This is a genomic window from Clostridium boliviensis (genome assembly GCF_033342255.1).
GTDB classification, from domain to species: domain Bacteria; phylum Bacillota; class Clostridia; order Lachnospirales; family Lachnospiraceae; genus Lacrimispora; species Lacrimispora boliviensis.
This window is the reverse complement of sequence record NZ_JAWONS010000324.1, coordinates 62,411-87,463: the sequence shown is the minus strand read 5'-3', so window position 1 is coordinate 87,463 and position 25,053 is coordinate 62,411. Positions and strand designations below refer to the sequence as shown.

Genomic DNA, 25,053 nt, shown 5'->3' with positions numbered 1-25,053 from the left:
GAAAGGATAAAGATTATGTATAAAATTATTACTCCGGTAGTAACTGTCTTTGACAGAGATGAAAAGCCGGATTATGAAGCAAATAAAAAGGTCATTGATTTTTTGGTACAAGGAGGAGTGGACGGGATTCTGGTACTGGGATCCACCGGAGAATTTACCGGACTTTCTCAAAAAGAAAAATCTGATTTCTTTCACTTTTATGCTGATTATACCAACCAGCGTGTTGAATTATATGCAGGTACAGGAAGCACTAATTTTAAGGAGACGGTAGAACTCTCCAATGAAATATATTCTATGGGTTATGTGGCTCCTATGGTAATCGGACCATATTACTATGGACTTGATCAGGAAAAGCTGTTCATATTTTATGATACACTGGCTAAATCCTTAAACGGTGATTTATATGTTTATAATTTTCCGGCAAGAACAGGACATTCCATTGCTCCGGAAACAATAAAAAAGCTTTTACAGCAAAATAAGAATATTGTAGGTTTAAAAGACTCTGTTACAGAGCCAAACCATACAAATCTGATCTGCCGGGCGGCTGATAGACATCCATTTTTGTCTTATTCGGGATTTGATGATCAGTTTCTTTATAATATTTCTTCTGGAGGAAATGGCTGTATCGGAGGATTATCAAATATAGTGCCTGAAATCTGGAGCGATCTGGCAGCAGCGGCCAATAGAAAAGACTTTGAACGTTCTATTAAGTTGGAGAATCTGATCCATCAATTAATGCCTCTATACGATATGGATTCCAATTTTTCACTTTTATTTAAAAAATTAATGATAAAAAGAGGAGTAGAAATTTCTCCCCAGGCAATTTTTCCATTTAATCAAATGAATGAAGAGACTTATTGCAGGGCAGCGGAATTAATGGATCGAGTAATAGCCCAGTACAGGGATTTTGTAAGAGTGGATATTTGACCAGTTTTTAAGTAACATTTATTAGGAAGATATTATATTACGTCAGGCAGAGTTAGTATAACGCGGCATCCGCCGCCAGCAAGGTTGGAAAAAGAAGCTGTGCCATCGTGAACGTTAATAATCTGCCGTACAATGGTAAGCCCAAGCCCGTGATTATCAAGGGCCATCGGCTCCAAAGGCAGATTAAGCCGTTCCAGTGTCTGCAATGGAAACCCGGTTCCATTATCTGTAACAGACAGAAGAGTGGTTTTGAAACCACTGGACAGCCGGATTCTAATATCACAGCCGTCTGGGTTATGTTCCATGCTGTTTTGAATTAAGTTGGTTATGGCCCGGCGGATCAGCTGGCTGTCCCCATTTATAATAATGTTCTGTGCGTTCTCATCTATTAAAATATCCAAAGTATGTTTGTCTGAAATACTGCTGTTTAAAACATCAGCCGCCAGACTGCGGATCAGGGAGGTCAAGTGGATTTCTTCTTTGCGTAAGGGCTGCATGTCATATTCCAGTTTGGAAGCCAGATTCAGATCATTAATTAATGCTTTGATTTTCTGACACTGGCTGCGGATAATGACAAAAAGATCCTGCTGGTCTCTGGTGAGCGATTTGTCTTCTTCCATCTGACCGGCATATCCCATGATTACGGAGAGAGGCGTGCGGATGTCGTGGGATATACCCGCAATCCATGTTGTGCGTGCATTATCCCGTTTATTTAAAGCTGCCTCCTGACGTTTCAACTGTGATGATGCATGGTTTATACCTGAAGCCAGATCCCCAAGAATACCCTGGGCAGGAAGTGACACCGGCTTCATTTGAGCTAAATTTTCAATCCCTGCGGTAAGTTTTTTTAAGGAAAGAAACAGCCGAAGACCAAAAAGCAGTGCAAGTATTACAGCAGTAACAAGATTCAGAATTAAGAATATTGGTACCCAGAACCGGGAGTTGTCCATTGTTTTCATAGGGAGTTCTATACCGATTTTCCACATGCTGTTTTTGGGGCTGCCAATTACAAACAGCCCGTCCTTGTGCTGCCATACCTTTACCGGATAATCCCTTAAATACCATCGGGACAGTCCAGCCACATCAGTAAGTGTATAGGTCATGGGTACATCCGATGGGAGATTTCTGTTCCATATAACATTCCCTTCTCTGTCTATCAGCATAGCCCATAGCTGATGCTGATCCAGTTTAGCGGCGATCGGGGCAGAGAGTGAAAATTCTCCGTCAGACAGAGCAAGTCCGTCCGCCATCTGACTAACCGTATAGTTTTTTCCGTATTCCCTGGCTGACTGAAACAGCCATGCAGCAAGAATGGTGAAATTAATGATCAGCAAAAGAATCGCTACTGCTGCGGCAGATAGTACATATCTGGATAAGATTTTAATCATGGTTTTCAAGTCAAAGTCACCCCCACCAGTTTATAGCCCAGTCCCCGGACGGTTATCAGGCAGATAGGGTCGGAAGGTTCCGGCTCTATTTTTTCGCGCAGCCGCCGGATATGTACCATCAGTGTGTTCTCGTATCCGTAGAGAGGGTCTCCCCATGCTGCAAGGCACAGACTGTCTCCTGTCACTATTTTTTCTTTGTTATCAAACAGCTTTTCAAGGAGTGCAAACTCCTTTGCCGTAAGAGTAAAGTTTCCTTTGGCAGAAGTGACTGTGCCGCTGTTAAAATCGATTCTGGTCTCCCCCAGATAAAATACAGCTTTTTCTTTCGGGTTTAAAACAGCCGGAAAATAGGTGCGGCTTAATACGGCATTAAGACGCAGGATTAATTCTCTTGGCAGAAACGGTTTGGTAATGTAATCATCTGCACCCAGCCCCAGACCCAGAAGCCGGTTTTCATCTTCATCTCTTGCGGAAAGAAACAAAACAGGTGCTGTGGATATGGATCGGAATTCCCGCATGAGGGTAAAGCCATCGCCGTCAGGAAGGGATACGTCCAGTATTACGCCATCTGGTTTTTCAGAAGTAAACAGAAATCGTGCATGACTGCAGTCTGCTGCAAAAATAATTTTTTTAAAACCATTTTGCTTTAATATATTGCCAACCATTTTGCGAAGCTCCGGTTCATCGTCAACAAGAAGGAGTTTACAGTCAAAGATATCGTTCATGGCGTTGGTTCCTTTCCGTCCGTTTTGATATTATTATAACCGAAATGAAGGGTTTTTGAACGAAAAAGTAAATGTTTAAGGTAAATGTAAGGTGGCCTACAGGTCGGTGTAAGGCTGCTTTGTTAGACTGAGACCATAAAAGCAAAGGAGATGAACAGAATGACAAATATTATTACTACCAATGGTCTTTGCAAACAATATGGATCTGCCATGGGAGTAAAGGATTTAGACCTTACAGTACCTGAAGGGGTGATTTACGGATTTCTCGGTCCGAATGGAGCAGGAAAATCCACCACAATGAAGATGATACTGGGACTTGCAAAACCAACATGCGGGACTATTACTGTATTTGATAAACTGGTAAACAGTAAAAACCGCCTTTCCATTTTAAAAGAAACGGGTTCTCTCATTGAATCACCAAGTTACTATGCACACCTTACAGGAAAAGAAAATTTGAAAATAATCAGTACCTTAAAAGAGCTCCCGGATCATGAAGTTGACCGTGTGCTGAAGCTTGTCCGCCTGGAAAAACAAAAAGATAAAAAGGTGGGTCAGTATTCTCTGGGAATGAAGCAGAGGCTGGGGCTTGCCGCCGCACTGTTAGGAAATCCCAAACTACTTGTTTTAGATGAACCCACCAATGGACTGGATCCTGCCGGTATCCAGGAGATACGGGAGCTGATTTGTTCGCTGCCTCACTCTTTTGGTATGACGGTAATGGTATCCAGTCACTTACTAAGCGAAATTGACCAGATGGCCGGGCATATTGGTGTGATCAGCAGAGGAGAACTGGTTTTTCAGGATCGGCTGTCTGTGCTTCATGACAGAAGTGACAGTTGTATTGCAATTCGTACTCTTAATAATGAAGCGGCCAGTAACGTATTAAGCAGCCAGGGGATTTCCTGTCAGGAAGATGGGAGCTTTTTACTGATCCCCAGACTTTCTGACAGAAAACTGGCGGAATATTTTCTGCAGTTTTTAAAGAATGAGATTGGTGTTGTCCGGATAGAAGAACGGAAAAAAACGCTGGAGGATATATTTTTGGAATTAACGGGAATGGCGGTGAATCTTTAATGAAAGGAATATACCTTGAATTTTATAAAATGCGAAGGAAAAAAATATGGGTTACGATTGTGGCGCTGTTTGGAGTTGAGTGTCTGTGGGCATTATGGGCATTTCGGGATATGAATGCCAAAGAGCTGTCACAGGGGTATATGCAGTGTCAGTATCATTTTTCTGTTCTCAATACGATTTTGATGCCTATGATTGCGGCAATAACAGCTTCCAGAATCTGTGATCTGGAACATAAGGGACAGACCTTTAAGCTGCTCCTGACGGCGATGCCCGCAGGTGCCCTGTTTGATGCGAAGTTTATTTGTGCCTCCCTGTATATGGCGGCGGTAGGCACTGCCCAGACCTTATTCATTATCATTCTGGGAAAAACGGTGGGATTTACAGGAACGTTTTCACCGGGGTACCTTGTTTACGGTCTGATTACTACGGTTACGGTGACTATTACCATTTTAGCGCTTCAGCAGGTGGTTTCTTTATTATTTTCCAATCAGATGATTCCGTTGATCGTTGGAATTACAGGAAGCTTTGCAGGACTTTTTTCCCTGTTTCTGCCACCTGGCATACAAAAAGGAATCATATGGAGTTACTACGGGGTTTTAACACCGGTAAAGATGAATTGGGACAGTCAGACTAAAATCGCGGATCTGCAGTATATTCCGGTTGACTGGAGTGGCTTTGTGCTGCTTTTGGGATTGTTTGCAGCAATCTATCTGACAGGACGCTGGTGCTTTATCAGAAAGGAGCGATAAGAATATGTTATGGAATGTACTTTGCGGGGAACGGATGAAGTTAAGACGCAGCCCTGTATGGCTGGCTTTTCTTATTCTTCCTGTTCTCCCTGCTTTTATGGGGACATTTAATTATCTTCAAAATATTGAAATTCTGGAGGACGGGTGGTACAGTCTCTGGACTCAGCATACGTTGTTCACCTGTTATTTCTTTTTGCCTGCAACAATTGCTGTTTACTGCTCTTACCTTTTCCGGCTGGAGCACACCAATCATAACTGGAATTGTGTCATGACGCTGCCTGTTCCTATGCTGTATTTATATCTGGCAAAACTCATTGCGGCATCTGCCATGGTGATGATGACTCAGATTTGGGTAGGGATTTTGTTTATACTTTCCGGAAAGTTATCGGGTCTTTCAGGTCCGGTTCCGCCGGAGCTTTTTGAATGGCTGGCGTTTGGGACTCTGGGAGGAGTTGTCATCTGCAGTGTCCAGCTTTTCCTTTCACTGATTATCCGAAGCTTTGCGGTACCGGTAGGAATTGCAATGGCTGGAGGAATTCTGGGAATTGCAGCTCTTTCCAAAGGGTTTGGAGCTTTCTATCCCTACACATTGTTAAGCCTGGGAATGAGGGCTAACAGTCCGGGCGGCCCGATGGCATGCAGTCAGGGGCAGTTTCTGGCAGGCTGCCTGTTTTATCTGACAGCATCAACAGGAGCAGCTATCATATGGTTGAGAAAGAAAGATGTCGTGGCTTCCTAGAAAGGAAGTAATTGTGTAAGCATTTGGTAAAAATTGTAAAATATTGGTAAAGCATCTATACTTATCAGAATATTATCCGTTATAATAATCCTGTCTCTTTCCATAATGGAATAGAGCCATACGTTTATATCGGAGGACAGCAGGAATGAAGAGACGTAAGATAGCAGGAATCAAAAGAGAATTGATCTTATTTACTATGGGTTGTATCATTTTTATTGTATTTATTTTGTCTGCGGGATCTGTATATTTTTCTTATAATTTAAACCGCAGAACTCTGAACAAATGTTTAAAAGAGACGTCTGAACTGGTGTCAGAAAAAATCTCTCAGCAGTTAAAAGAGTATTCGGTGATTGCTGAATCCATTGCTTTGTATCAGAAGGGGAATGTTGCGCGGGGAGGAAATATAGGGCTGTTTTTAAACATGTCCAGCTCCCAGTATGGTTTAAACAGGATTGATATACTCTCCAAGGACGGAGTTTCTATTGTAAACGGAGATTCCTATAGTCAGGATCCGGCATTTATGAAGGCGGAAGAAGGAAAGCCTTCCATATCAGATCCAATTATAAAAGAAGGAAAAGTTTCTTACGAATACATTTATCCCTATGGAGACATTGTAGTTGTCCTGGAATTTCCATACTCTGTATTTGAAGAAATTATAAAAGATACCAAACTGGGAAATACAGGAAGCACTTATATGATAAACCGGGAAGGCAGGAAAATGGCTCATGAAGATTTTTCACTTGTTTTATCCGGCCAAAATGATATTGAAGATGCAAAAAAGGATCCAGGAGCATATGCAGAGGCTGCCAGCCTGGAGAGTTCCATGATAAAAGGTGAGGCTGGTTTCCGGTTTTTCCGGATAAACGGAAAGAATAAAATCGGGGCATATACTCCTATAGCAGATACGGATGGCTGGTCTGTGAATGTAACGGCTATGGAGTCGGAATTTATGTCAGAGGTAACAATCTCTATTCTGGGATCCCTGCTGCTTGGGATTGTTTCCATGATACTTGCGGGTCTGGCAATGCTGCACATTGCAAACAGAATTACAAAACCCATCGGACAGGCGGCAGAGGCAATTGAACGGCTGTCAGGAGGTGATTTAAATCTGGAATTGTCTGTTCGCAGGAGTGATGAAATAGGACAGATTGTACAGAAGGTCAATGAGATGGCAGGAAAATATAAAGAAATCATCTCGGACATATCCCGGTTTCTGTATGAAATATCCTGTGGAAATTTACAGGCGGAAAGCGGCTGTGAGTATCCTGGTGAATTTAATGGAATCCGGACTTCCATGGAGGCAATTGCATATCGGCTCAGAGAGACGCTTCTGCGCATTAAGGCATCCGCACATGAGGTGACGGAAGGCTCCGGGCAGGTCTGGGATGGGGCCCAGGAGCTTGCAAAAAGATCTGCGGAGCAGTCCGGTGCCATAGAAGAACTGCAGACTTCTATAGCAGGGGTCTTTCAACAGTCCGTAAAAAATGCTGAGTATGTGAAGAAAGCTTCATCTTATGTAACAGAATCCGGAAAGAAAGTGGAAGAAGGGAATTTACATATGCGCAGATTAAATCAGGCAATGGAAGAGGTGGACTTAACTTCCAGAAAAATCAGCGGCATTACAAAGCTGATTGAAGATATCGCTTTTCAGACCAATATACTGGCTTTAAATGCTGCAGTGGAGGCAGGCAGGGCAGGAGCTGCAGGAAAAGGCTTCGGAGTTGTTGCAGATGAAGTCCGTAATCTTGCTGCAAAATCCGCAGATGCAGCAAAGGAAACCAAGGGGTTAGTGGAGCAGTCCGTCCATGCGGTTTCAAAGGGCAGGAGTCTGGCAGTAAATACGGATCGGGTCCTGAAGGAGATAGCTGGACAGGCTGGTCTGACGGAAGAAGTAATCAGGGAGATAGAAAACTCCTCCATGGAACAGGTACAGGTGATGGAACAGATCAATCAGAGTCTTTTAACTGTGTCAGAAGCAGTTCAGTCAAATATGGAGACTGCGAGAGAAAGTTCAGAATCCAGTGAACGGCTGACAAGACAGGCACAGGCTCTTCAGACAGAAGTGTCACATTTTCAGGTAAATGAAAAGCAGATTGAATCAGATCAGGAAGAAGCCTGATTCAATCTGTTTTTCTATAGTTACGCCTCTGTTTTCCAGAAACCATGAAGATTGCAGAACGCATAAGCTGCTCTGGGAGAATCGCCTTCCTCCAGGGTAAAATGGGCAACTGGTTCACAATCTGGCGTAAAATGGATTCTCATCTGGCATCCGGCCTTCGTCTCAAGCATAATCCAGGTAATACTGTGTTCTTCTGTCATAGGGTGGAGCACGCTTCCTACCTTAACTGTGACGTGAAGTCCCTTTGTCTCCAGGACAGGTGCGTGCTTTTCCGATGCGGCATCGGAAGTATTAGGTTCCAGGATTTCAAAGGGCTTTAAACTATCTGGAATAGCAGCGTTTGGTGTTCCAAGAATTGCTTCCAGGATGACGTTTCGATTTTTATCAGTAAAAAATAACGGTTTTTGGTTCATTGTGTTCCTCCTGTAATAAAAATTATTTTTTTGCCTCATACTAATAAAAAAGAAAAGAGGTGCAGGTATGAGTGCTGATGCAGAATTACTTAATTTCATTTATCAGAATTCCCAGATGGGAGTGGAAACATTACACCAACTTTTACCAATGACGGATAATGAAGCCTTCATTAAACAGATTCATGAACAACTGAAGGAATATACAGTCATTCATGAGGAGGCAAAGGAACTATTAAACAAACATGGGTATAAGGAAAAAGAAATAGGGCAGCTTCAAAAAGTGATGACCTACCTGACTATTGATATGAAGACGATGATTGACAAAACTGCTTCCCATATGGCCGAAATGCTGATCCTTGGAAGTGTACGGGGTATCATTGACTGTATTAAAAGAATCCGTCAGTATGAAGGGGAAGCAGAAAAAGAGATTGTGGAATTGATGAAGCGTCTGCTGAAGTTTGAAGAAAACAATGTAGAACAGTTGAAAATATCACTTTAACTAAATTAAGAATGCTGCGTTAAAAAAACGGTGACTGATTCCGGTTTTTTAACGCAGCATTTTTATGAATGATTTTGTTCCAGCAGTACTTGATACGTCCGATCTATGAGAATGGCGCCCAGCGGAGCGGTGACCAGGATTGACAAGACGGCAACTGTTAAAACAATGTCTCCACAAGACAGTCCCATGGCAAGAGGAAGTCCGCCGATGGCAGCCTGTACGGTTGCTTTTGGCATGTATCCGAATGCGGTAAATATGCGCTCTTTTTTATTGAGGGGAGTTTTTATCAGACACAAGAATACGCCGGCAACCCGAAAAGCAAGGACGCATAATATTAAAAGAACAGCCATAATTCCGGCCCTGAGTGCGTATTGAATGTTAACAGTAGCGCCTACCAGAACAAACAGAAGAACCTCTGCGGCAACCCAGAGCTTGGAGAATTTAAGCGAAAGTCTTCTGGATAGTTCATATTTTTTCTGTCTGAGTGTAGCGCCAAGTGCCATAATTGCCAGTAGTCCGGAAAATCCAATGTTACCCTTAATGTAATTCTCAGCCGTTACAAGAAGAAACGAAATGGAAAGGATCAGCATAACTTTTACGCTGTCTCTTAAGTGAAAACGCTGAAAGAAAAAGGACAAAAGAAGACCGGCAACAGCACCGCCCAAAAGTCCGAATACAATTGAGGTAGGTATGGTGAGAAAATCAGATGGACGGATTGCTTTTCCGCCTGCCAGGCCGGTAAATGCAGTAAAGAGTACAATTACGTAAACGTCATCAACTGAAGCGCCAGCCATAATAATCTGGGGGATGCTTTTTTTTGTCCCGTAACCGCTTTCTATAAGCTTTAACATTCTGGGTACAACTACCGCCGGTGAGACCGCGGCCACAACCGTTCCCATAATTGCAGCATCTAACCGTGTGATGTTCAGAAACATGGGAGCGAAAATCACCATAGCGGCAATCTCGCAGCTGGCGGGGATAAAGCACATGAGAATAGCAGGGCGCCCCACTTTCTTCAGATCCTGGATATCCAGGTTTAAACCGGCCCTGGTGAGGATAATAATAAGTGCGACTTTACGCAGATCCGCCGATATTCCCAGAATAGATGGATCGAGAAGGTTAAGAACGTAAGGACCAAGCAGCATGCCGGTCAGGATCATTCCCAAAAGACTGGGAATCCTCAGTTTTTCAAAAAGGGAACCCAGAGTCATTCCAATAAGAAATATAAGTGCCAGTGATAATAACATATTGTTTCTCCATTCTTTGCAGACGATTAAAAAAGCTGATACGTCTGCGATATTTTATCACAGAAGTCATCAGCTTAATAAGCGGTTTAAGGACTAGCCTTAGGGAGAACCTCATTCCCTGCTTTTCGTATTATAATACAATTATTTACAATTTACAATTATTTTTTCTGTTATTTTATGGATGCATAATGGGCCGGATACCATTTCTGGAACCATTTTGTAAAAAAACCAAGCAGAAAAGGAAGTGAGGTATTGAGGATGGTGACTGGCAGCCTGTAATTAAAGTTCAAAAACAAATACGTCCACAGAGTGGTGAAAAGATAAAGAACTCCCCAGCATGCTGTCAGAATCCGATTGGTTTTTATAAAGAGAGGAATATTTAGTGCACGTTCTCCGCCAAATCCATACATGGAATAGTGCGCGGACAATGGAATTTTTATAAATACGGTCACAGTCCACATCAGTCCAAACAGGAGATAGGAAATGGGTATAAGATACAAGGGGGGAAATCCGGTTATAGCAAGGAGTCCAAGAAGCGCCGCCGAAAACCCGGAGAACACATCAAAACGGGTGGGCAGATACCGGAAAAAAAAGAACGGTATGGCTGCACTGATAATAATTGTTAGAATACCCCCAAAGACAGGGTGATAAAAGCCTGTAAACCACAGAGGAAACCATGGCAGCAGCATAAGGGTCATATTGCTTTTTTTAACTGGAGCCGTTTGGTGGACCTGAGACTTAGAAGAAAGACCCATATAATCATCCCAGTGAATTAACAGCTGAAAATCACCATCTACCTGATAAAGATGCTTCATCAGTGCAGTCTGGCCGTCAATTTCGCCTTTTGCGATTTGCATCCACACAGAAAGGGGCGTTGTGATTCTGGTGGTATATGGTTTGAAATTCTGGGTTAAAACCTGACAATCGTCCTTGCCCATAATTAACTGTACGGATATATCTTCATCCGTATAGTGCATTTCCAGAACAAGATCCTTGCCTTTCCAGGAATTCTTCTGGTAAAGTGCCGCCATCTGTCTGGTAAATGTAACAGCCTGATCTGATTTTTCCTGTTTACTGTCCTGGTTCAGTGGTTCGACTCCCCAGCTTGCATTTGCCATGTGTTCAAATACATCTCTTGGATAAAGCATTTGGTTTAAGAGGTCTCTGGTTTCCCGGGAGACCCTGCTGTCTGCAAATTCTCTGCCTGCTGCACGGACAACCTCCCGATACTCGTCGGTTCGGTTTTTCAGTTCGGGAACGGAAAAAAGCTCACCCTGTCCGCAGTAGATGCTTTCGTAATTGTCCTTACCCAAATGGTGGGTAAACTGGGCATCAATTGCTTCATAATTGCCTTTGGCGGTATAAAAGCCGCAGGTGGAGATCAGGACATAACGTTTGTCTGAAGTGCTGTACCGTGAAGGATGGGAACCGCTGTGGTCTCCTTCGTTCATAAAAGGCAGTACCATAGGAAGCTGTCTGTCTATCAGCGCCTTTAATGGGGAAGGAAGACCGTAATAATATAGGGGGAAGCTGTATATGACCACATCAGCAGCCAGAATCTTTTCTATTACCATGGTCATATCATCGGATATACAGCATTTTCCCGGTGTCTCCTTCCAGCAGTGGAAGCAGCCCAGACATGGCTTAATACTGAGCTGGGAAACGGTAAGCGTTTCTGTGTGAACAGGAGTGCTTTCTTCCATTCCCTGAACAAATGATTCGGTCAGTTTCAGAGAATTGCTTTTAGTGCCCCTGGGACTTCCGTTTATAATCAGTACATTCATGTTAGTTCCTCCAGTCGTTTGATGGATCTGCGGGCCCAGTCCATACACATTTGTATGTAGCTGTAGCCGAAATCTGCAGATAATTCCCAATACAGCCTCTGGTCTGTTTTTACCAAGCCGCTGTAGTGACTGATGCTGTCAGGAATCTGCTGCATTTCACCCTCATAAAGGCTGCAGTCACTGATAAAATCATTAAGCATATCAATGCACTCTCTGGGTGGTCTGTTTCCGGAGAAGAATACTTTCATTAAAAAAGCATTTTTATTTCCCTTGGTAAATTCGTGATTCTCCTCTGAGAGCCAGCGGAAAAATTCTTCTTTGCCTTTTGATGTGATAGAATAAAGCTTTTTGTTTGGTTTTTCTGTCTGGATAATGGTTTCGCAGGTGACGAATTCCTTCTTTTCCAGTTTAGTCAGTTCTAAATATATATGGCTGGTCTGGGCGTACCAGAAGAAACGGACAGATGAACCAAATGCTTTGGCAAGATCGTATCCGGTCATACTTTCATAAGATAAAAAACCCAGTATGCTGTGGCTTAAAGACATGGTTTTTGTTTACCTCCTGCAATATTATAAAATTATAATATAATAAAATTATAATATAGTCAACAGCAAACTGTTATTATTTTATATTTTTTTGCAAAATTAAAAAAACTTGTCTTGACAATTGAGGAAAAATCTTGTAAAATTACTGATGTTGCAGGAGAATAGGCCCAGATAGCTCAGTTGGTAGAGCAGAGGACTGAAAATCCTCGTGTCGCTGGTTCGATTCCGGCTTTGGGCACTGTGCTTTTCGAGGCGCATTTGAAATCTTTCTGAGATCCTTGCGGGTGTAGTTCAATGGTAGAACACCAGCCTTCCAAGCTGGATACGTGGGTTCGATTCCCATCACCCGCTTTATAATTAAAACGGGCAGCCTTGTTTCTGAGGCAGCCCGTTTTTGATATGTAAATTAACTTAAACAATCATGTTTATCTTCCTTTTAATAAACAAAGAGTGCGGTTCTGGATATAAAATTTCAGAATCGCACTTTTGCGTTATAGGTGCAGGCTTATTCGACGGTCAGACAGACAATCAGTAATTAATATATTTAGAAATATGAGCTTGTTTGCATAATAATATATGTGTTATATTTTACAAAAGAGATGAAGTAAATAATATTTTACATCGAAACGTTTTAAGATGATAATTAGAAAATGGACAGGAGAAAAAGAAATGAGTATAAAAATCCCTTATGACACAATGAGAGAAACCGTTGAGAAGGCGCTGCTGCAGGCAGGATTATCAAAAGAAAAGGCAGAAATCTGTGCTAAGATTCACACCGAGTCTAGTGCAGACGGAGTGGAAAGCCATGGGTTAAACCGAGTTCCACGATTTGTAGAATATGTATTAAAAGGCTTAATTGATCCGGAAGGAGATCCGGAATTAGTCGGTGGCAAGGGTGCAGTTGAAAATTATGACGGACATCTGGGCATCGGCATCACCAATGCCCTGTTTTGTGCAGACCGTGCCATGGAACTTGCCAAAGAGCATGGAATCGGCTGTGTTGCTTTGAAAAACACCACGCACTGGATGCGGGGCGGCACCTATGCCTGGAGAATGGCGGAAGCCGGATATATGGGAATGAGCTGGATCAATACAGAAAGCTGTATGCCGCTTTGGGGAAGTGATGAACCGGGAGTAGGGAACAATCCGTTCTGTATCGCAGTTCCAAGAGAAGATGGTCCCATCGTACTTGATATGGCAATGAGCCAGTATGCCTACGGAAAGCTTGGCGTGTACCGTCTGGCGGGCAAAAAGCTGCCATATCCCGGCGGCTTCGATAAAGACGGCAGTCTAACAGATGATCCGGGAGCGATTGAAGAAAGCAGAAGGATACTTCCTGCAGGATATTGGAAGGGAAGTTCCATGGCCATTGCTCTTGATTTGGCGGCGGCTCTTATGGCCAATGGAAAAAGCGGTCTTAATATGGATGAGGAAGGCAGAGGAAGCTGTACAGGCTGCTGTCAGATATTCATTGCTTACGATCCATATCTTTTCGGCGCAAAGGAAGAAATTCAGGAGATGTTAAACAGAAGAGTTGAAGCTGCAGATAACAGCCATCCGGAAAAAGAGGGAGGTAAAGTTGCCTGCCCCGGTGAACGTACCATGGAAACCAGAAAGCACAGTATGGAAAACGGAGTCACCGTTGACGAACAGATCTGGGAACAGATCTTAGCGATCGCTTCGGGGAATCTGGATACTAAGGATATTGCAAGCAAATAAAACACAGATCTGACAGCCGTCTACCAGCTGGGATTTTATCAGATTAAATTCATGCTAAGAGGCATCATGAGATGAGCAATCAGAATCTGATAAGCCTGATCTGTATTTCCACTTTTCAACTGATGATAAAAATTCTCATGCTCCTCTAACGTAGCCTGTGTCCTGCCTGTAACAGTAAGGGCATTGGCTGTAGTCAGATGGATCATGTAAAGAAGGCGCTGGAACAAATGATCAAATTCACATTCCTGTTCCCACCCATGAGTTTGTGGTAGAGATGATACATGCTCTGGAAGAGAAAAACCGGTAAAGAAGGAATGGACACCGGCAGAACGGATAAAAAGTTACAAAATATTAAAAAATAATTATATATAAAAAAACTTGTTACTATATAAGTTCTGTGTTATAATCTTACTGCTTTCGATTTTACATATAAAAGCAGGGGAATTGCCAATAACAATTGACAAGGAGAGATTATGAAAAAGAGAATTTATGGTATTTTACTGACTTGTTTACTGATTGCAGCACTTGCAGGCTGCAGTAAAAAGACTGAGAGCACAGCAGCAGACACAACAGCAGCAGAATCACAGACAGCGGCAGAAGAAAGTAAGGCAACAGAAGAGAGCACCGTCGCTGATGGTGCAGATGCATTCACAACGTTTGAAGACCCCAATGGAATGTTTACAGCCAGCTATCCGGGAACACCTAAAGAGATGAAGCAGTCCGTTTCTTCTGAAGGAACTGCAATAGATCTGTATTCCTATATGCTTGAGCAGGAGGATGCTCTTTATAATGTAATGTACAGTGATATACCAGAGGCTGGTAATACAGACCCCGCAGCCATGCTGCAGGGAGCCGTTTCCAATATTCCATATACGATTGAAGACACCAAAGATATTACTCTTGGTGAGTATATGGGAAAAGAATTAAAATACAGTGCTCCGTTAGAATCTGATACAATCACCTTCTATCACAGAGTTTACATTGCCGGAGATCGTATTTACCAGCTTCAGGCTGTTTCCAGTACTGGAGAAAGAACACCGGAGATTGATACGTTCTTTGAATCCTTTGCACTGACAAAATAATAGATAGCATCATTTAATCAGGATTCCCCAATTCTGTTCATTATGTATCGTTTGAAAGATCCCCGTTTTACAGACAGGGAAAAGCCCCGTGCAAGAAAGTATGAGTCATACTGAATGCACGGGGCTTTTTAATTACTGAATAAACGTTCCTGCCTGAATCTGACCTACAATTTCTTTATACTGAGTCTGAATATCCTCAGGAACTGCATTTGAGAATGATCCAATGCTTAAGCAGCCGTTGCCTAAATCGCCGTAGATGGTCTGGCCGCCGAAAGTATCTGCTTCTACATCCTTCATACATGCCTTTAATAATGCCGCATTATCTGTTACCACAGAGCAGATGATGATCTTGTCATCAGCAGAACCTAAATCTCCGGGCTGACCAATATCGTATCTGCCTTCTGAACCAGACAGGGCTTCCCGTGCACCGGTATCAACGGCGGAAGCATCACCGAACATTACATCAACGTCATAGGTGGATACCATGGAGGAAGCAATCTCCTTGCCCTTGGCAGTATCACTGAAAGATCCGGCATAAGCAGAAGATACTTTAATATCAGGATTTACCTTTTTTGCAGCCTTTTCATAACATTCCAGCTTCGCTTTGGTAGTATCCAGCTCCATACCGCCGATAAATCCGATGTTGTTTGTCTTGCTCATGAGACCGGCAAGAGCGCCTGCCATGTAGCCGATCTGCTTTGCATCAGGGAGAATGGAGGTAATGTTTTCTGTTTCAACGGTACCATTTAACAGAGCAAAATTGATTTCCGGATATTCCTCTGCTACCTGCTTTACAGCATCGGTATACTGATTTCCAGGTGCAAAGATCAGGTTATAGCCCAGCTCTGCATAGTCTGTCATAACAGTGGCATAATCAGCAGTAGCAACATTGTCGGTATACACAGTTTCCCAGCCGCTGTCCTTAGCTGCATTAACCATAGCCTGATAGCAGCTTGCTCCCCAGCCTCCGTCAGAAACAGAAGAATCAAGGACCATGGCTACCTTAAAGCCGCCAGCTTTTGTGTCAGCGGCCGCCTGGGTGTCACCTGCTTTTGTGGTCTCTGCTGCTGTAGTCTCTGCTGCAGATGATTCTGTCTTTTCTGGAGCAGCTGTACCGCCGCATGCAGCAAGACTCATGGCGGTAAGAACTGCAGCCATGATAAGTGAAGCTGTTTTCATAGTCTTTTTCATAAAAATCCTCCTTTTATGTTGAAAAAATATATATTCGCAGGGCTATCCTGGAATTATCATCAGCGTTCTTCTCTGTAATAGGGCTGACCGTTGGCCTTCGGACCGTTTTTGCGTATTCCGAAAAATGCAAGAACAAACAGGGTGCACAGATAGGGAATCATCTGGAGTAACTGGTAGGGCGTTGATGGACTTAAAAGCTGGAGCCGGATCTGCAGTGCATCGCAGAAACCAAAAAGCAGGCAGGCTAACATGACACCGGAAGGCATCCAGCGTCCGAATATAACGGCTGACAGGGCGATAAAACCACGGCCTGCCACGATTCCCTCGGAGTAAGTACTGGTGTAACAGATGGTTAAATATGCACCGCCGATTCCTGCAAGTGCACCACAGATAACGCAGGCAAGGTATTTCTGGAGCACCACATTGATTCCCAGTGTTTCTGCAGCTTTTGGAAATTCTCCTACGGCTTTAAAGTTAAGTCCGGCTTTTGTCCGGCTAAAGAAAACAGCCGTAACGGGTACCAGAAGATATGCTGCATATACCAGAGGGATGTGGTGAAAGAACAATGGACCAAGAACCGGTATCCTGTTTAGAACCGGAATAGGAAGCGCCTTCATGGATACGCCCTGAATGAGTGTGGAGGTATCAGAAAAGGAAAGGCGGTAAATAAAGGAAGCCAGTGCCGGAGCAAAGATATTAATCGCCATACCGTATACGATCTGCGGCGCGCATAACTGGATGGTACAGAAGGCATAAATCATATTAATGGCAATTCCCGACAGGGCTCCGGCAAGAATCCCTACCACAGGGCTTCCGCTGCGATATCCGATCAGGAATCCGATTAATGCGCCAAAGGACATGATGCCGTCAAGACCGATATTGACTAAGCCAGCCCGTTCCGAATAGGTTTCAGCCAAAGCAACAAACAAGATTGGAGTAGCCATGCGAATGGTGGAAAGCAGAAGCTCTGTAAGAAAATTCATGTTTAAAAATGCATCCATCAGTTAGTGACCTCCTTTTTTCCCATATGGCTGTTTATGTATTGTCTGATTGCAGGAAGTTTTAAAAGTGCAGTGCCTGCCACTGCAAAAATAATGACCAGTGCCTGAATTATATCAACCACTGCAGTGGGAATCTGCATGCCGGTCTGTAAGGTGCTTGCTCCCTTTCTCAGAATGGCGAAAATAAATGCCACAGCGGCGGTTCCGATGGGATTAAGCTGTGCGATCAGTGCGATTGCAACACCGTCAAAGCCGAAGCCCTGACCAAATCCGCCCATCAGTCTTAATTGTTTGCCGTGAAGTTCCACGCTTCCGCCAAGTCCAGCCACCGCTCCTGAGGCGATAAAGGAGAAGAGTACATACCGGTTAACAGGAAAGCCGTTAAAAAATGCTGCAGTGGAGTTTAATCCAACTGCTCTCAGCTTAAACCCTTTTGAGGTATAGAAAAGAAAATAGTAGCCTGCAAATGCAAGAGACAATGCAATCCAGACACCCCAGTGAACCGGAAAGCTTTTTGAAATAACTGACAGTTTGGTGCTGGCAGGAATGGCAAAAGTCTGAGGCACGCTTCCATCACGCAGAAGTGTGGTATAAACGTAACCCATAAAAAGAGTTGCTACATAGTTCAGCATAATGCTGACAATCATTTCATTTAAGCCTCTTGTTATTTTCAATATTCCGGGAATGGCACCCCACAATGCTCCGGCTGCTGCTCCGACCATGAGGCTTAACAGAATTCCTGCTATTCCCTCCATTCCTGATTTTGTTACAAAAAAGATGCTTGCAACAGCGCCCATTACAAACTGACCTTCTCCGCCAAGATTGAACACACCGCATTTATAGGAGAAGGCAGCGGTCAATCCGGTAAAGATTAAAGGACAGGCAATCACAAGGGTTTGGGCGATTTTTCTGCTGCTTCCGAATGCCCCTGAAAACAGAAATCCATATGCCTGAAAGGGGTTCTTACCCAGGCAGATAATAATAATTCCTCCAATGATGAATGCCACAAGAATGGATAGTACGGGCACGATGACTTTCATTAAATTTTCTTTTTGTTTCATGTCCTAATTCCCCTTTCCTGCCATTGCAAGTGAGATTTGTTCTATGGGCGGATTGACACCTGAATAGGTTCCCATGACCTGACCTTCGAACATAACCAGAATCCGGTCGGACAGATTAAGTATCTCATCAAAATCTGCACTGATTAAGAGAATTGCGCAGCCCTTATCCCTGGCAGCAGCCATGGTATCATGCACATAACGGGCAGCTCCGATATCTAATCCTCTGGTGGGATGAACTGCGATTAAGAGCTCCGGGTCATTCTCCATTTCTCTTGCCAGTATTATTTTCTGCTGGTTGCCTCCGGAGAGGTTGCGCACCTCTTGCTCGATGGAAGCGCAGCGGATATCATTTTTTTCCTTCATCTCAAGAGCAAATTTAGTAATAGCTTTATTCTTTAACAGCGCGCCGTGTCCATAGGAAAAACGGTCTTCTTCTGTTGCTTTTAAAACCAGATTTTCCCTGACTGTCATATTGCCGATGAGTCCCATTTTATTACGGTCTTCCGGGACATGAGAAACATGGGAGAGAATGAAGCCATTGGGTGCAAAGCGGGAGATGCGGGAGGCCTTTAACAACACGTTTCCTTCCTCCGGTGCAATAATTCCTGCAGCCAGCTGCGCCAGCTGTGACTGTCCGTTCCCGTCCACTCCGGCAATGCCCAGGATTTCACCCTTCCGGACTGTCAGGCTGACATCGTTTAAGCCGCTGTGTTTCTGCTGCTTTTGATAACTGATCTGCTGAAATCTTAAGACTTCATCTCCTGGAGAGGTGACTTTTTTATAATTACTGGGTACCATTTCTCTTCCGATCATTAAATTTGCCAGCTGGGTGCCATCGGTATCTTCTTTATTTAATGTGGTGACAGTTTCCCCGGTCCGCAGAATTGTAATCCGGTCACTGATGGAAAGTACCTCTCTCATTTTATGGGATATAAAGATCACGGATTTCTGTTCTCTGGTCAGCTTGCGGATAATGGAAAAAAGCCCTTCCGCCTCCATGTCGGTGAGGGCCGCCGTTGGTTCATCCAGAATAAGAAGCTCCGCTCCCCGGTATAAGGCTTTTAAAATTTCCACTCTTTGCTGAGCGCCAACAGAAATCTCAGTAATCAGCTTGTCCAGCTCCACATCGAGACCGTATTTTTCTGAGAGAGCAAGAATTTCTTTTCTGACCTGATCCTTTTTTATGAAAACAGAGGAATCCTTCCGGCTTCCAAGAATAATGTTTTCCAATACGGTCATGGCCTCCACAAGCATGAAATGCTGGTGAACCATGCCGATTCCCATCTTTACTGCTGCCTTTGGAGAATCAATTTTTACTTTTTCTCCACGGAGAAAAATGCTTCCTCCTGTGGGCTGGTACAAGCCGATTAAAATATTCATCAATGTGCTTTTTCCAGCGCCGTTCTCCCCCAGCAGAGTATGTACCTCTCCCTCTCTCACAGAGAGATTGATATTGCGGTTGGCATATACATCCCCAAACTGCTTGGTGATCTTCTCCATTCTCAGCAATTCCTTCATTGGTTCCTCCTAGCCTCTGATCTCCCGGATCAGGATTGATTTGCAATAGGCAAAATATAAATCTAAATCAAATGCTTCCTTGTCAACCAGAAACTGAACCGTGGCTCCCTCCAGTAATGAGACGGCAATTCCTGCAACCAGATTCTGTTTTGCCAAAGGCATATCAGGTGCAAATTTTTCTGTGATTTCCCGTATTTCGCTCCGCCAGTTTTGATAGGAGCGGCAGAATTCCTGATGCATGTCAGGATCCAGGCGGGATTGATTCCAAAAATCCAGCTCAGCAACATCATATTTATCTTCTATTAAAATTGTGTAAATCTTTTGTTTTATAAAAATGTCCAGATGATCTTCCAGGGTCGCTTCCGGACCAATTCCCGATTGGTTTATGGATTGCTGGCGGATTTCGCGGTAACGGTTTAAGACTTTTCTTTGAACAGCAAGGAGAAGTTCTTTCTTACTGTTATAGTAGTAGTGAATATTGGATTGAAATAAATGTGCTTTTTCTGCCACCTGCCTGATTCTCAAGCCTCCGATGGTCTTTTCCTGAATGATTGTAAGGGCTGCATCCAGAATTCGGTCTTCTGTTGATAAAATTTGCCCCATATCATGCCCCCTTTTGGTCAGATGACCAATTTCTTGCATTATACGGAACCGTCAGAATGGTGTCAATGAAAAATCAGAATAATTGGATATATTAAGTGATGGATTAAGATTATAAAATAAAAGCACTTCAAAATTAATATAATTAGGAAAATAATAAGGGATAATGGGTGATATTACCAGTGATTTGCTAAGATACAGTAATGGATAAAGTTTCCAAATTATTAGAAATGCACATTTGTTTTATATTATTTCTGTAATAAAAAAAATTAGAAATCTATTGCAAATTTGTCCCGCATATGGTATAATGCCAGTGTTGTGAAACAAATATATATATGCGCGAGTGGCTCAGTTGGTGGAGTACGACCTTGCCAAGGTCGGGGTCGCGGGTTCGAGTCCCGTCTCGCGCTTTTAAGAAAAGCTAGTGTTTATTCGGATTTCCGGTTTTCGGAAGTCTTCTTTTTGTTTACATAAGTAAAAGTACTTAAAGTTTTTCCTTAAAGTTTTTGGGTAACTAGGGTAAATCATGATATAGTCCTTTCTATACAAACATAGTTATCAATTAATTCTTTCTGCATATCGGTATCAGTTTGAGTATAAAACTGGATCAATGTCTTAGGACTGTTCCCCATAATTGATGAAATCAAAGCTGCATTCGGAAAACGCCGCATGTTATTGGTAGCGAAGCTCGTTCGAAATCCATATAAAGATATGTAAGATAATTTCATTTCACCTTTTGGTAATTTTCCATGTGCGTTCTCATACTCTTCCATACTCTTAATATGAGCAGTAAGCAATCTCTTAAATGCTCTTGCATATTGTTGGGGCTTTATAGGGTTTCCATGTTGACTGACAAACAGATAATCGTTATCACACCATATTTTATCCTCGAGGTGGTTTTTCTTTTTCCATATCAATCTTTTGCGCAGCAGATGCGCTGTGTGATTCTGACGAATTGGGAACTAATGAGTTAGGAGCATTATGGCGTATAGGATTGTTTCAACTGAGTGGTAACGTGCCAGTAATTACATAACCTTCCGACCTTATTAGGTTGGAAGGTTATAAGAGAAAAACATAGGGGTATCAGAAATAAAAGTAGCGATGTAATTCTCACTGCCTAATCTATATCATAAGATTTTAAATTGAAAAATTATATGGGGCAGGATAATTAATTATGGGAACAGATATTACGCTTTCTCTATTTATAAAGATTTCTACCTCATTATGAATGGAATCTTCCAGTATAACACTTGCCAGCCAAGGTTTAAATATTTCATTACAAAGTTGATCAGGGGAGGAATAATCAATAAATAGATGTGCTTTACCTGGATCCATAAAATAGTGAATATCTCCAGGATATGTGCCAGAAATGGTCACTTTATCACAAACACTTACAGAGTCGGATCTTATTAAAACCATAACAGTATCTTGAATACGGTAAGCATAAACAAAATTTATATACATAATTAGCCTTTCAAGAATATAATCTCCAGAATATTATATTCTTAATATAAGAAAGTGCCACATTATTATAAAAAAACGTGAAAAAGCAACTGAGCTTAAGAGGATTTAATTAGGAAAAGGAGGCTGATCATGTGTCGAATAGAATATTTAAACAGTTTTGGTTGTCTAGAAAACTGTTGACAATCCAAAACAACGTATTTACAATGATAAGGTAACTATGGTAAACTATAGATTACAAGGAAATTACCTTGCCAAGGTCGGGATAGCGGGTTCGAGTCCCGTCTCGCGCTTTTTCAGAAAAGCTAGTGTTTATTCGGATTTCCGGTTTTCGGAAGTCCTATTTTTTATTATATAGTAAGTATAGAACTTATGTGATTAGTATTCTGTTTATCTTCTTTGCCATATCGACCTGTTTTATCAAAGCTTATAAGTAAATGCCCAACAATAGGATAAATTAATAGAATTATGAAAAGGAGTTTTGATGTTATAATTAAAACGATAGTTAAGAAATAATACTTTATGATTCATGTATTATATTCATAACAAATATATTAAGGGGGAAATGATATGTATTTGCACAAAAAGATTATTGCATTATTAGGGGCATGTATCTGCATGATGGCGACTCCGCTTACATCCATGGCTTCAACTGACACAATAAAGGAGGTAAGAATTATTATCGATTTACAAAGTGATGGGAACGATGTTGAAGCCAGTGTAACCACTGATTCCAATATGTACTATGTAGATGATGTAACTGTAATTAGAGGAGCTGATATTAATTGGACTGATGATGATGCACATATTCTGAAAGTTCGACTGAAGGCTGATCATAACAATACATTTTCTGATGGAACCTTAAAAAAGCGTATATCCGTCAGTGGAGCTAGTGGAACGTTAGCAGATTGCACGTCAAATGGTTGGGATATAACAGCATATATTGCATTAGATGTCTTTTCTGGATATGACATTATTGTGCGTGATTTAGCTTTAAGTGATCTGGAATGGGATGAGATGAATGGGATAGCCAGATGGAACGCAGCGGGTGACTCAGATAAGTATGAGGTACAGCTTTTCTGTGGCAGCCAATCCGTAACTTCTGTGTTAAAAACTGAGGAAACAAGTTTTGATTTTTCCGATCATATCACAAAATCTGGTTCCTATACCTATAAAGTACGTGCAATAACGGATTCCTTGCTTAAGGGGAGCTGGAAAAAATCCGATTCCTGGCATGTAAATCCGAAAGATGCTGAAAATATAAGTTCCGGTGGCTCTGCTGATACGCTGACAGGCCCTGGGGATCTGCGCAGCGGCAAATGGATAAAAGATGATAAAGGCTGGAAGTATCGAACTGACAATACTTATACGGTCAGTAACTGGCAGTATATTAATGGTAACTGGTATTATTTCAATGAATCAGGTTACATGGTGACCGGCTGGGTCAATTGGAAAGACAAGTGGTACTATTGTGGAGATGATGGTGCCATGGATATCAATACGAAGACACCGGATGGGTATCGGGTAGGAAACGATGGAGCATGGACGGGAGCCTGATAGTGTTTATATTCTATAGTATCTGAACTTGCATTTATAACCTTTAAAAAGCCTTGTATTACAGGGCTTTTTATTTTATAGGTTGCATTTTTCGCTGTACAACCTTAAGATATTAGAAATGGAATTACGGTTTATTGCGTAAATTATTTGTGAAAGGGCGGGTCTGGTATGCGGCTGTTCCATGTGAGTGAAAAAGGTTGTTTTTTATCCCAGAATTCCAGAGAGAAAGGAATTAGATAAAAGTGTTGGATTAGTATGGTCTATCGATGAAAAACATTTACCAAATTTTCTGTTAATATGCCGTATGCGTAATGCCCAGAAAAGATTATAAAGAAGATATTATGTCAGCCTCTCTTTTTATTAATTGGCACCCGAAATCATACATAAAAGAAATTAGGAGGATTTATAATGAGTTACGATGCGTTAATAATTGTTGATATGCAGACCGCTTTGGTAGAAGCAGAACCTTATAACAGAGTGACTGTAATAGAGAATATAAAGGTATTATTGGATTCCTGCAGAAAAGAAGGTATCCCTGTCATTTACATTCAACACGATGGTGGAAATGGAGATGAACTGGAGCGTGGCAGCCTTGGCTGGACAATATATAAAGATCTCGCTCCGCTGCCGGATGAAAAAATATTCGAGAAACAATATAACAGTGCATTTAGAAAAACCGGATTACATGAGTATTTGCAGGAAAAAGGTATAAAGAAAATTATTTTATGTGGAATGCAGACGGAGTACTGTCTGGATGTCTCCTGCAAAGTGGCTTTTGAATATGAATATGAGGTAACCATACCGCAGTCAACCACCACCACATTTGATAATGCTTTTGCAAGCGGTAAAGACCTGGCAGAATATTATGAAAAAAAATTTGGAATAACCGCTATGCGCAAGTTGTCAGAATAGATGAGATAAAAGGCTTGTTGAAATAAGTGATTGACTCTCACACGATGTAAGGGTTTATACTAATCTGCATAACAATTGAGAACTGGAGGTAAAAAAGTGGCTTTTGATTTTAAGAAAGAATATAAAGAATTTTATATGCCAGGAAACACACCGCAGATAATAACTGTTCCAGTCACAAATTATATCGCAGTGAGAGGCAAAGGGGATCCAAACCAGGAAGGCGGAGCATATCAGAAAGCATTGGAGATTTTATATGCGGTTGCTTATACCATTCGAATGAGTTATAGGGGGCCACATAAAATAGAAGGTTTTTTTGAATATGTAGTTCCTCCTCTGGAAGGCTTCTGGTGGCAGGATCATGTCGAAGGTGTGGATTACACAAGTAAGGACACTTTCAATTGGATCTCAGTTATTCGCCTGCCGGATTTTGTAGCAAAAGAGGATTTTGACTGGGCAGTGGCAGAAGCGGGCAGGAAGAAAAAGCTTGATTGCTCATTGGCGGAGTTTCTGACGGTAGACGAAGGCGTATGTGTACAAATCATGCACATAGGACCATTTGATGAGGAACCGGCTACCGTCGCTATCATAGATGAGTATCTGCATGAAAATGGGTATATAAATGATCTTTCAGATATCCGTTTACATCATGAAATTTATCTTTCAGATACCCGTAAAGTGCAGCCCGCAAAATGGAAGACAGTCATACGGCATCCGATAAAAAAGGTCTGCATTTAGCATTATA

At 42.2% G+C, this 25,053-nt stretch carries 25 protein-coding genes, 3 tRNA genes and 1 riboswitch; of the genes, 14 read left to right on the top strand and 14 right to left on the bottom strand.

From position 1 onward, the window contains the following. The first annotated feature begins 15 nt into the window (after window positions 1-15). Window positions 16-927: a dihydrodipicolinate synthase family protein gene (locus tag RZO55_RS22375; protein ID WP_318066476.1), complete on the top strand. Its 912-nt coding sequence runs from the start codon at window positions 16-18 to the stop codon at window positions 925-927. 32 nt (window positions 928-959) lie between these two features. Here the strand turns inward: RZO55_RS22375 and RZO55_RS22370 are convergent, their stop codons facing one another. Together RZO55_RS22370 and RZO55_RS22365 are read right to left on the bottom strand one after the other, a co-directional pair. Then, window positions 960-2,315, bottom strand: coding sequence for a sensor histidine kinase (locus RZO55_RS22370; protein WP_318066475.1), 1,356 nt, complete (start codon window positions 2,313-2,315; stop codon window positions 960-962). 5 nt (window positions 2,316-2,320) lie between these two features. Next, window positions 2,321-3,040: a response regulator transcription factor gene (locus RZO55_RS22365; protein WP_318066474.1), complete on the bottom strand. Its 720-nt coding sequence runs from the start codon at window positions 3,038-3,040 to the stop codon at window positions 2,321-2,323. 159 nt (window positions 3,041-3,199) lie between these two features. Here RZO55_RS22365 and RZO55_RS22360 point away from each other — a divergent pair, with 159 nt between their 5' ends. The 4 genes from RZO55_RS22360 (at window position 3,200) to RZO55_RS22345 (ending at window position 7,721) form a co-directional block, all read left to right on the top strand. Continuing rightward, window positions 3,200-4,114, top strand: a complete 915-nt coding sequence (locus RZO55_RS22360) for an ABC transporter ATP-binding protein (protein ID WP_318066473.1) — start codon at window positions 3,200-3,202, stop codon at window positions 4,112-4,114. Continuing rightward, entirely contained in the window at window positions 4,114-4,863 is a 750-nt protein-coding gene (locus RZO55_RS22355; protein ID WP_318066472.1) for an ABC transporter permease, read from the top strand. Before RZO55_RS22360 ends, RZO55_RS22355 begins: the two co-directional genes overlap by 1 nt. A 4-nt stretch (window positions 4,864-4,867) precedes the next feature. Continuing rightward, on the top strand, window positions 4,868-5,602 hold the full coding sequence (locus RZO55_RS22350) for an ABC transporter permease (protein ID WP_318066471.1): 735 nt from the start codon (window positions 4,868-4,870) through the stop codon (window positions 5,600-5,602). A 145-nt stretch (window positions 5,603-5,747) separates the two neighbouring features. Further along, the gene (locus RZO55_RS22345; RefSeq protein WP_318066470.1) at window positions 5,748-7,721 is read left to right on the top strand and encodes a methyl-accepting chemotaxis protein; all 1,974 of its coding nucleotides are present in this window, start codon (window positions 5,748-5,750) and stop codon (window positions 7,719-7,721) included. 20 nt (window positions 7,722-7,741) lie between these two features. Here the strand turns inward: RZO55_RS22345 and RZO55_RS22340 are convergent, their stop codons facing one another. Then, entirely contained in the window at window positions 7,742-8,134 is a 393-nt protein-coding gene (locus RZO55_RS22340) for a desulfoferrodoxin family protein (protein WP_318066469.1), read from the bottom strand. Window positions 8,135-8,201: 67 nt separating this feature from the next. On the opposite strand from RZO55_RS22340, the gene RZO55_RS22335 reads away from it, so the two are divergent. Continuing rightward, window positions 8,202-8,633 carry a hypothetical protein gene (locus RZO55_RS22335; protein ID WP_318066468.1) on the top strand — a complete coding sequence of 144 codons (432 nt, stop codon included), beginning with the start codon at window positions 8,202-8,204 and terminating at the stop codon, window positions 8,631-8,633. A gap of 62 nt (window positions 8,634-8,695) precedes the next feature. On the opposite strand, the gene RZO55_RS22330 is transcribed toward RZO55_RS22335, so the two are convergent. From RZO55_RS22330 to RZO55_RS22320, 3 genes are all read right to left on the bottom strand, one after another. Continuing rightward, window positions 8,696-9,880 carry a cation:proton antiporter gene (locus tag RZO55_RS22330; RefSeq protein ID WP_318066467.1) on the bottom strand — a complete coding sequence of 395 codons (1,185 nt, stop codon included), beginning with the start codon at window positions 9,878-9,880 and terminating at the stop codon, window positions 8,696-8,698. A gap of 53 nt (window positions 9,881-9,933) precedes the next feature. After that, a riboswitch (Fluoride riboswitch) is annotated at window positions 9,934-10,008 on the bottom strand. Between the two features lie 42 nt (window positions 10,009-10,050). Beyond that, on the bottom strand, window positions 10,051-11,664 hold the full coding sequence (locus tag RZO55_RS22325; RefSeq protein WP_318066466.1) for an NAD(P)H-dependent oxidoreductase: 1,614 nt from the start codon (window positions 11,662-11,664) through the stop codon (window positions 10,051-10,053). Next, window positions 11,661-12,209, bottom strand: a complete 549-nt coding sequence (locus RZO55_RS22320; protein ID WP_318066465.1) for a PadR family transcriptional regulator — start codon at window positions 12,207-12,209, stop codon at window positions 11,661-11,663. The genes RZO55_RS22325 and RZO55_RS22320 overlap by 4 nt, the downstream gene beginning before the upstream one ends. 165 nt (window positions 12,210-12,374) lie before the next feature. Between RZO55_RS22320 and RZO55_RS22315 the strand changes: the two genes are divergently transcribed. The 3 genes from RZO55_RS22315 to yiaK all read left to right on the top strand — a co-directional run bounded on the left by RZO55_RS22315 (window position 12,375) and on the right by yiaK (window position 13,928). Continuing rightward, window positions 12,375-12,447 (top strand) — tRNA-Phe (locus RZO55_RS22315). 42 nt (window positions 12,448-12,489) lie between these two features. After that, window positions 12,490-12,560, top strand: a tRNA-Gly gene (locus RZO55_RS22310). 318 nt (window positions 12,561-12,878) lie between these two features. After that, window positions 12,879-13,928, top strand: coding sequence for a 3-dehydro-L-gulonate 2-dehydrogenase (gene yiaK, locus RZO55_RS22305; protein WP_318066464.1), 1,050 nt, complete (start codon window positions 12,879-12,881; stop codon window positions 13,926-13,928). Between the two features lie 38 nt (window positions 13,929-13,966). On the opposite strand, the gene RZO55_RS22300 is transcribed toward yiaK, so the two are convergent. After that, the gene (locus tag RZO55_RS22300; RefSeq protein WP_318066463.1) at window positions 13,967-14,134 is read right to left on the bottom strand and encodes a hypothetical protein; all 168 of its coding nucleotides are present in this window, start codon (window positions 14,132-14,134) and stop codon (window positions 13,967-13,969) included. Window positions 14,135-14,401: 267 nt separating this feature from the next. On the opposite strand from RZO55_RS22300, the gene RZO55_RS22295 reads away from it, so the two are divergent. Continuing rightward, complete coding sequence (locus RZO55_RS22295; protein ID WP_318066462.1) at window positions 14,402-15,010, top strand: hypothetical protein; 609 nt, start codon at window positions 14,402-14,404, stop codon at window positions 15,008-15,010. Window positions 15,011-15,142: 132 nt separating this feature from the next. Here RZO55_RS22295 and RZO55_RS22290 read toward each other — a convergent pair whose 3' ends face one another. The 5 genes from RZO55_RS22290 to RZO55_RS22270 are packed head-to-tail and all read right to left on the bottom strand — an operon-like array spanning window position 15,143 to window position 20,384. After that, window positions 15,143-16,201: a BMP family protein gene (locus RZO55_RS22290; RefSeq protein ID WP_318066461.1), complete on the bottom strand. Its 1,059-nt coding sequence runs from the start codon at window positions 16,199-16,201 to the stop codon at window positions 15,143-15,145. 59 nt (window positions 16,202-16,260) lie between these two features. Next, a complete protein-coding gene (locus RZO55_RS22285; RefSeq protein WP_318066460.1) occupies window positions 16,261-17,202 on the bottom strand; it encodes an ABC transporter permease in 942 nt (313 codons plus the stop codon). Next, the gene (locus tag RZO55_RS22280; protein WP_318066459.1) at window positions 17,202-18,263 is read right to left on the bottom strand and encodes an ABC transporter permease; all 1,062 of its coding nucleotides are present in this window, start codon (window positions 18,261-18,263) and stop codon (window positions 17,202-17,204) included. The genes RZO55_RS22285 and RZO55_RS22280 overlap by 1 nt, the downstream gene beginning before the upstream one ends. A gap of 3 nt (window positions 18,264-18,266) precedes the next feature. Continuing rightward, window positions 18,267-19,781: an ABC transporter ATP-binding protein gene (locus tag RZO55_RS22275; protein WP_318066458.1), complete on the bottom strand. Its 1,515-nt coding sequence runs from the start codon at window positions 19,779-19,781 to the stop codon at window positions 18,267-18,269. Window positions 19,782-19,790: 9 nt separating this feature from the next. Further along, window positions 19,791-20,384: a TetR/AcrR family transcriptional regulator gene (locus tag RZO55_RS22270; protein WP_318066457.1), complete on the bottom strand. Its 594-nt coding sequence runs from the start codon at window positions 20,382-20,384 to the stop codon at window positions 19,791-19,793. Between the two features lie 334 nt (window positions 20,385-20,718). Here RZO55_RS22270 and RZO55_RS22265 point away from each other — a divergent pair. Continuing rightward, a tRNA-Gly gene (locus RZO55_RS22265) sits at window positions 20,719-20,791 on the top strand. Between the two features lie 114 nt (window positions 20,792-20,905). Here RZO55_RS22265 and RZO55_RS22260 read toward each other — a convergent pair. Continuing rightward, window positions 20,906-21,154 carry a hypothetical protein gene (locus tag RZO55_RS22260; RefSeq protein ID WP_318066456.1) on the bottom strand — a complete coding sequence of 83 codons (249 nt, stop codon included), beginning with the start codon at window positions 21,152-21,154 and terminating at the stop codon, window positions 20,906-20,908. Window positions 21,155-21,518: 364 nt separating this feature from the next. Further along, on the bottom strand, window positions 21,519-21,845 hold the full coding sequence (locus RZO55_RS22255) for a hypothetical protein (RefSeq protein ID WP_318066455.1): 327 nt from the start codon (window positions 21,843-21,845) through the stop codon (window positions 21,519-21,521). 567 nt (window positions 21,846-22,412) lie between these two features. On the opposite strand from RZO55_RS22255, the gene RZO55_RS22250 reads away from it, so the two are divergent. The 3 genes from RZO55_RS22250 to RZO55_RS22240 all read left to right on the top strand — a co-directional run bounded on the left by RZO55_RS22250 (window position 22,413) and on the right by RZO55_RS22240 (window position 25,046). Next, window positions 22,413-23,399, top strand: coding sequence for a hypothetical protein (locus RZO55_RS22250; protein ID WP_318066454.1), 987 nt, complete (start codon window positions 22,413-22,415; stop codon window positions 23,397-23,399). A 408-nt stretch (window positions 23,400-23,807) separates the two neighbouring features. Next, the gene (locus RZO55_RS22245; RefSeq protein ID WP_318066453.1) at window positions 23,808-24,311 is read left to right on the top strand and encodes a cysteine hydrolase family protein; all 504 of its coding nucleotides are present in this window, start codon (window positions 23,808-23,810) and stop codon (window positions 24,309-24,311) included. 96 nt (window positions 24,312-24,407) lie between these two features. Further along, window positions 24,408-25,046: a GyrI-like domain-containing protein gene (locus RZO55_RS22240; protein WP_318066452.1), complete on the top strand. Its 639-nt coding sequence runs from the start codon at window positions 24,408-24,410 to the stop codon at window positions 25,044-25,046. Window positions 25,047-25,053 lie beyond the last annotated feature (7 nt).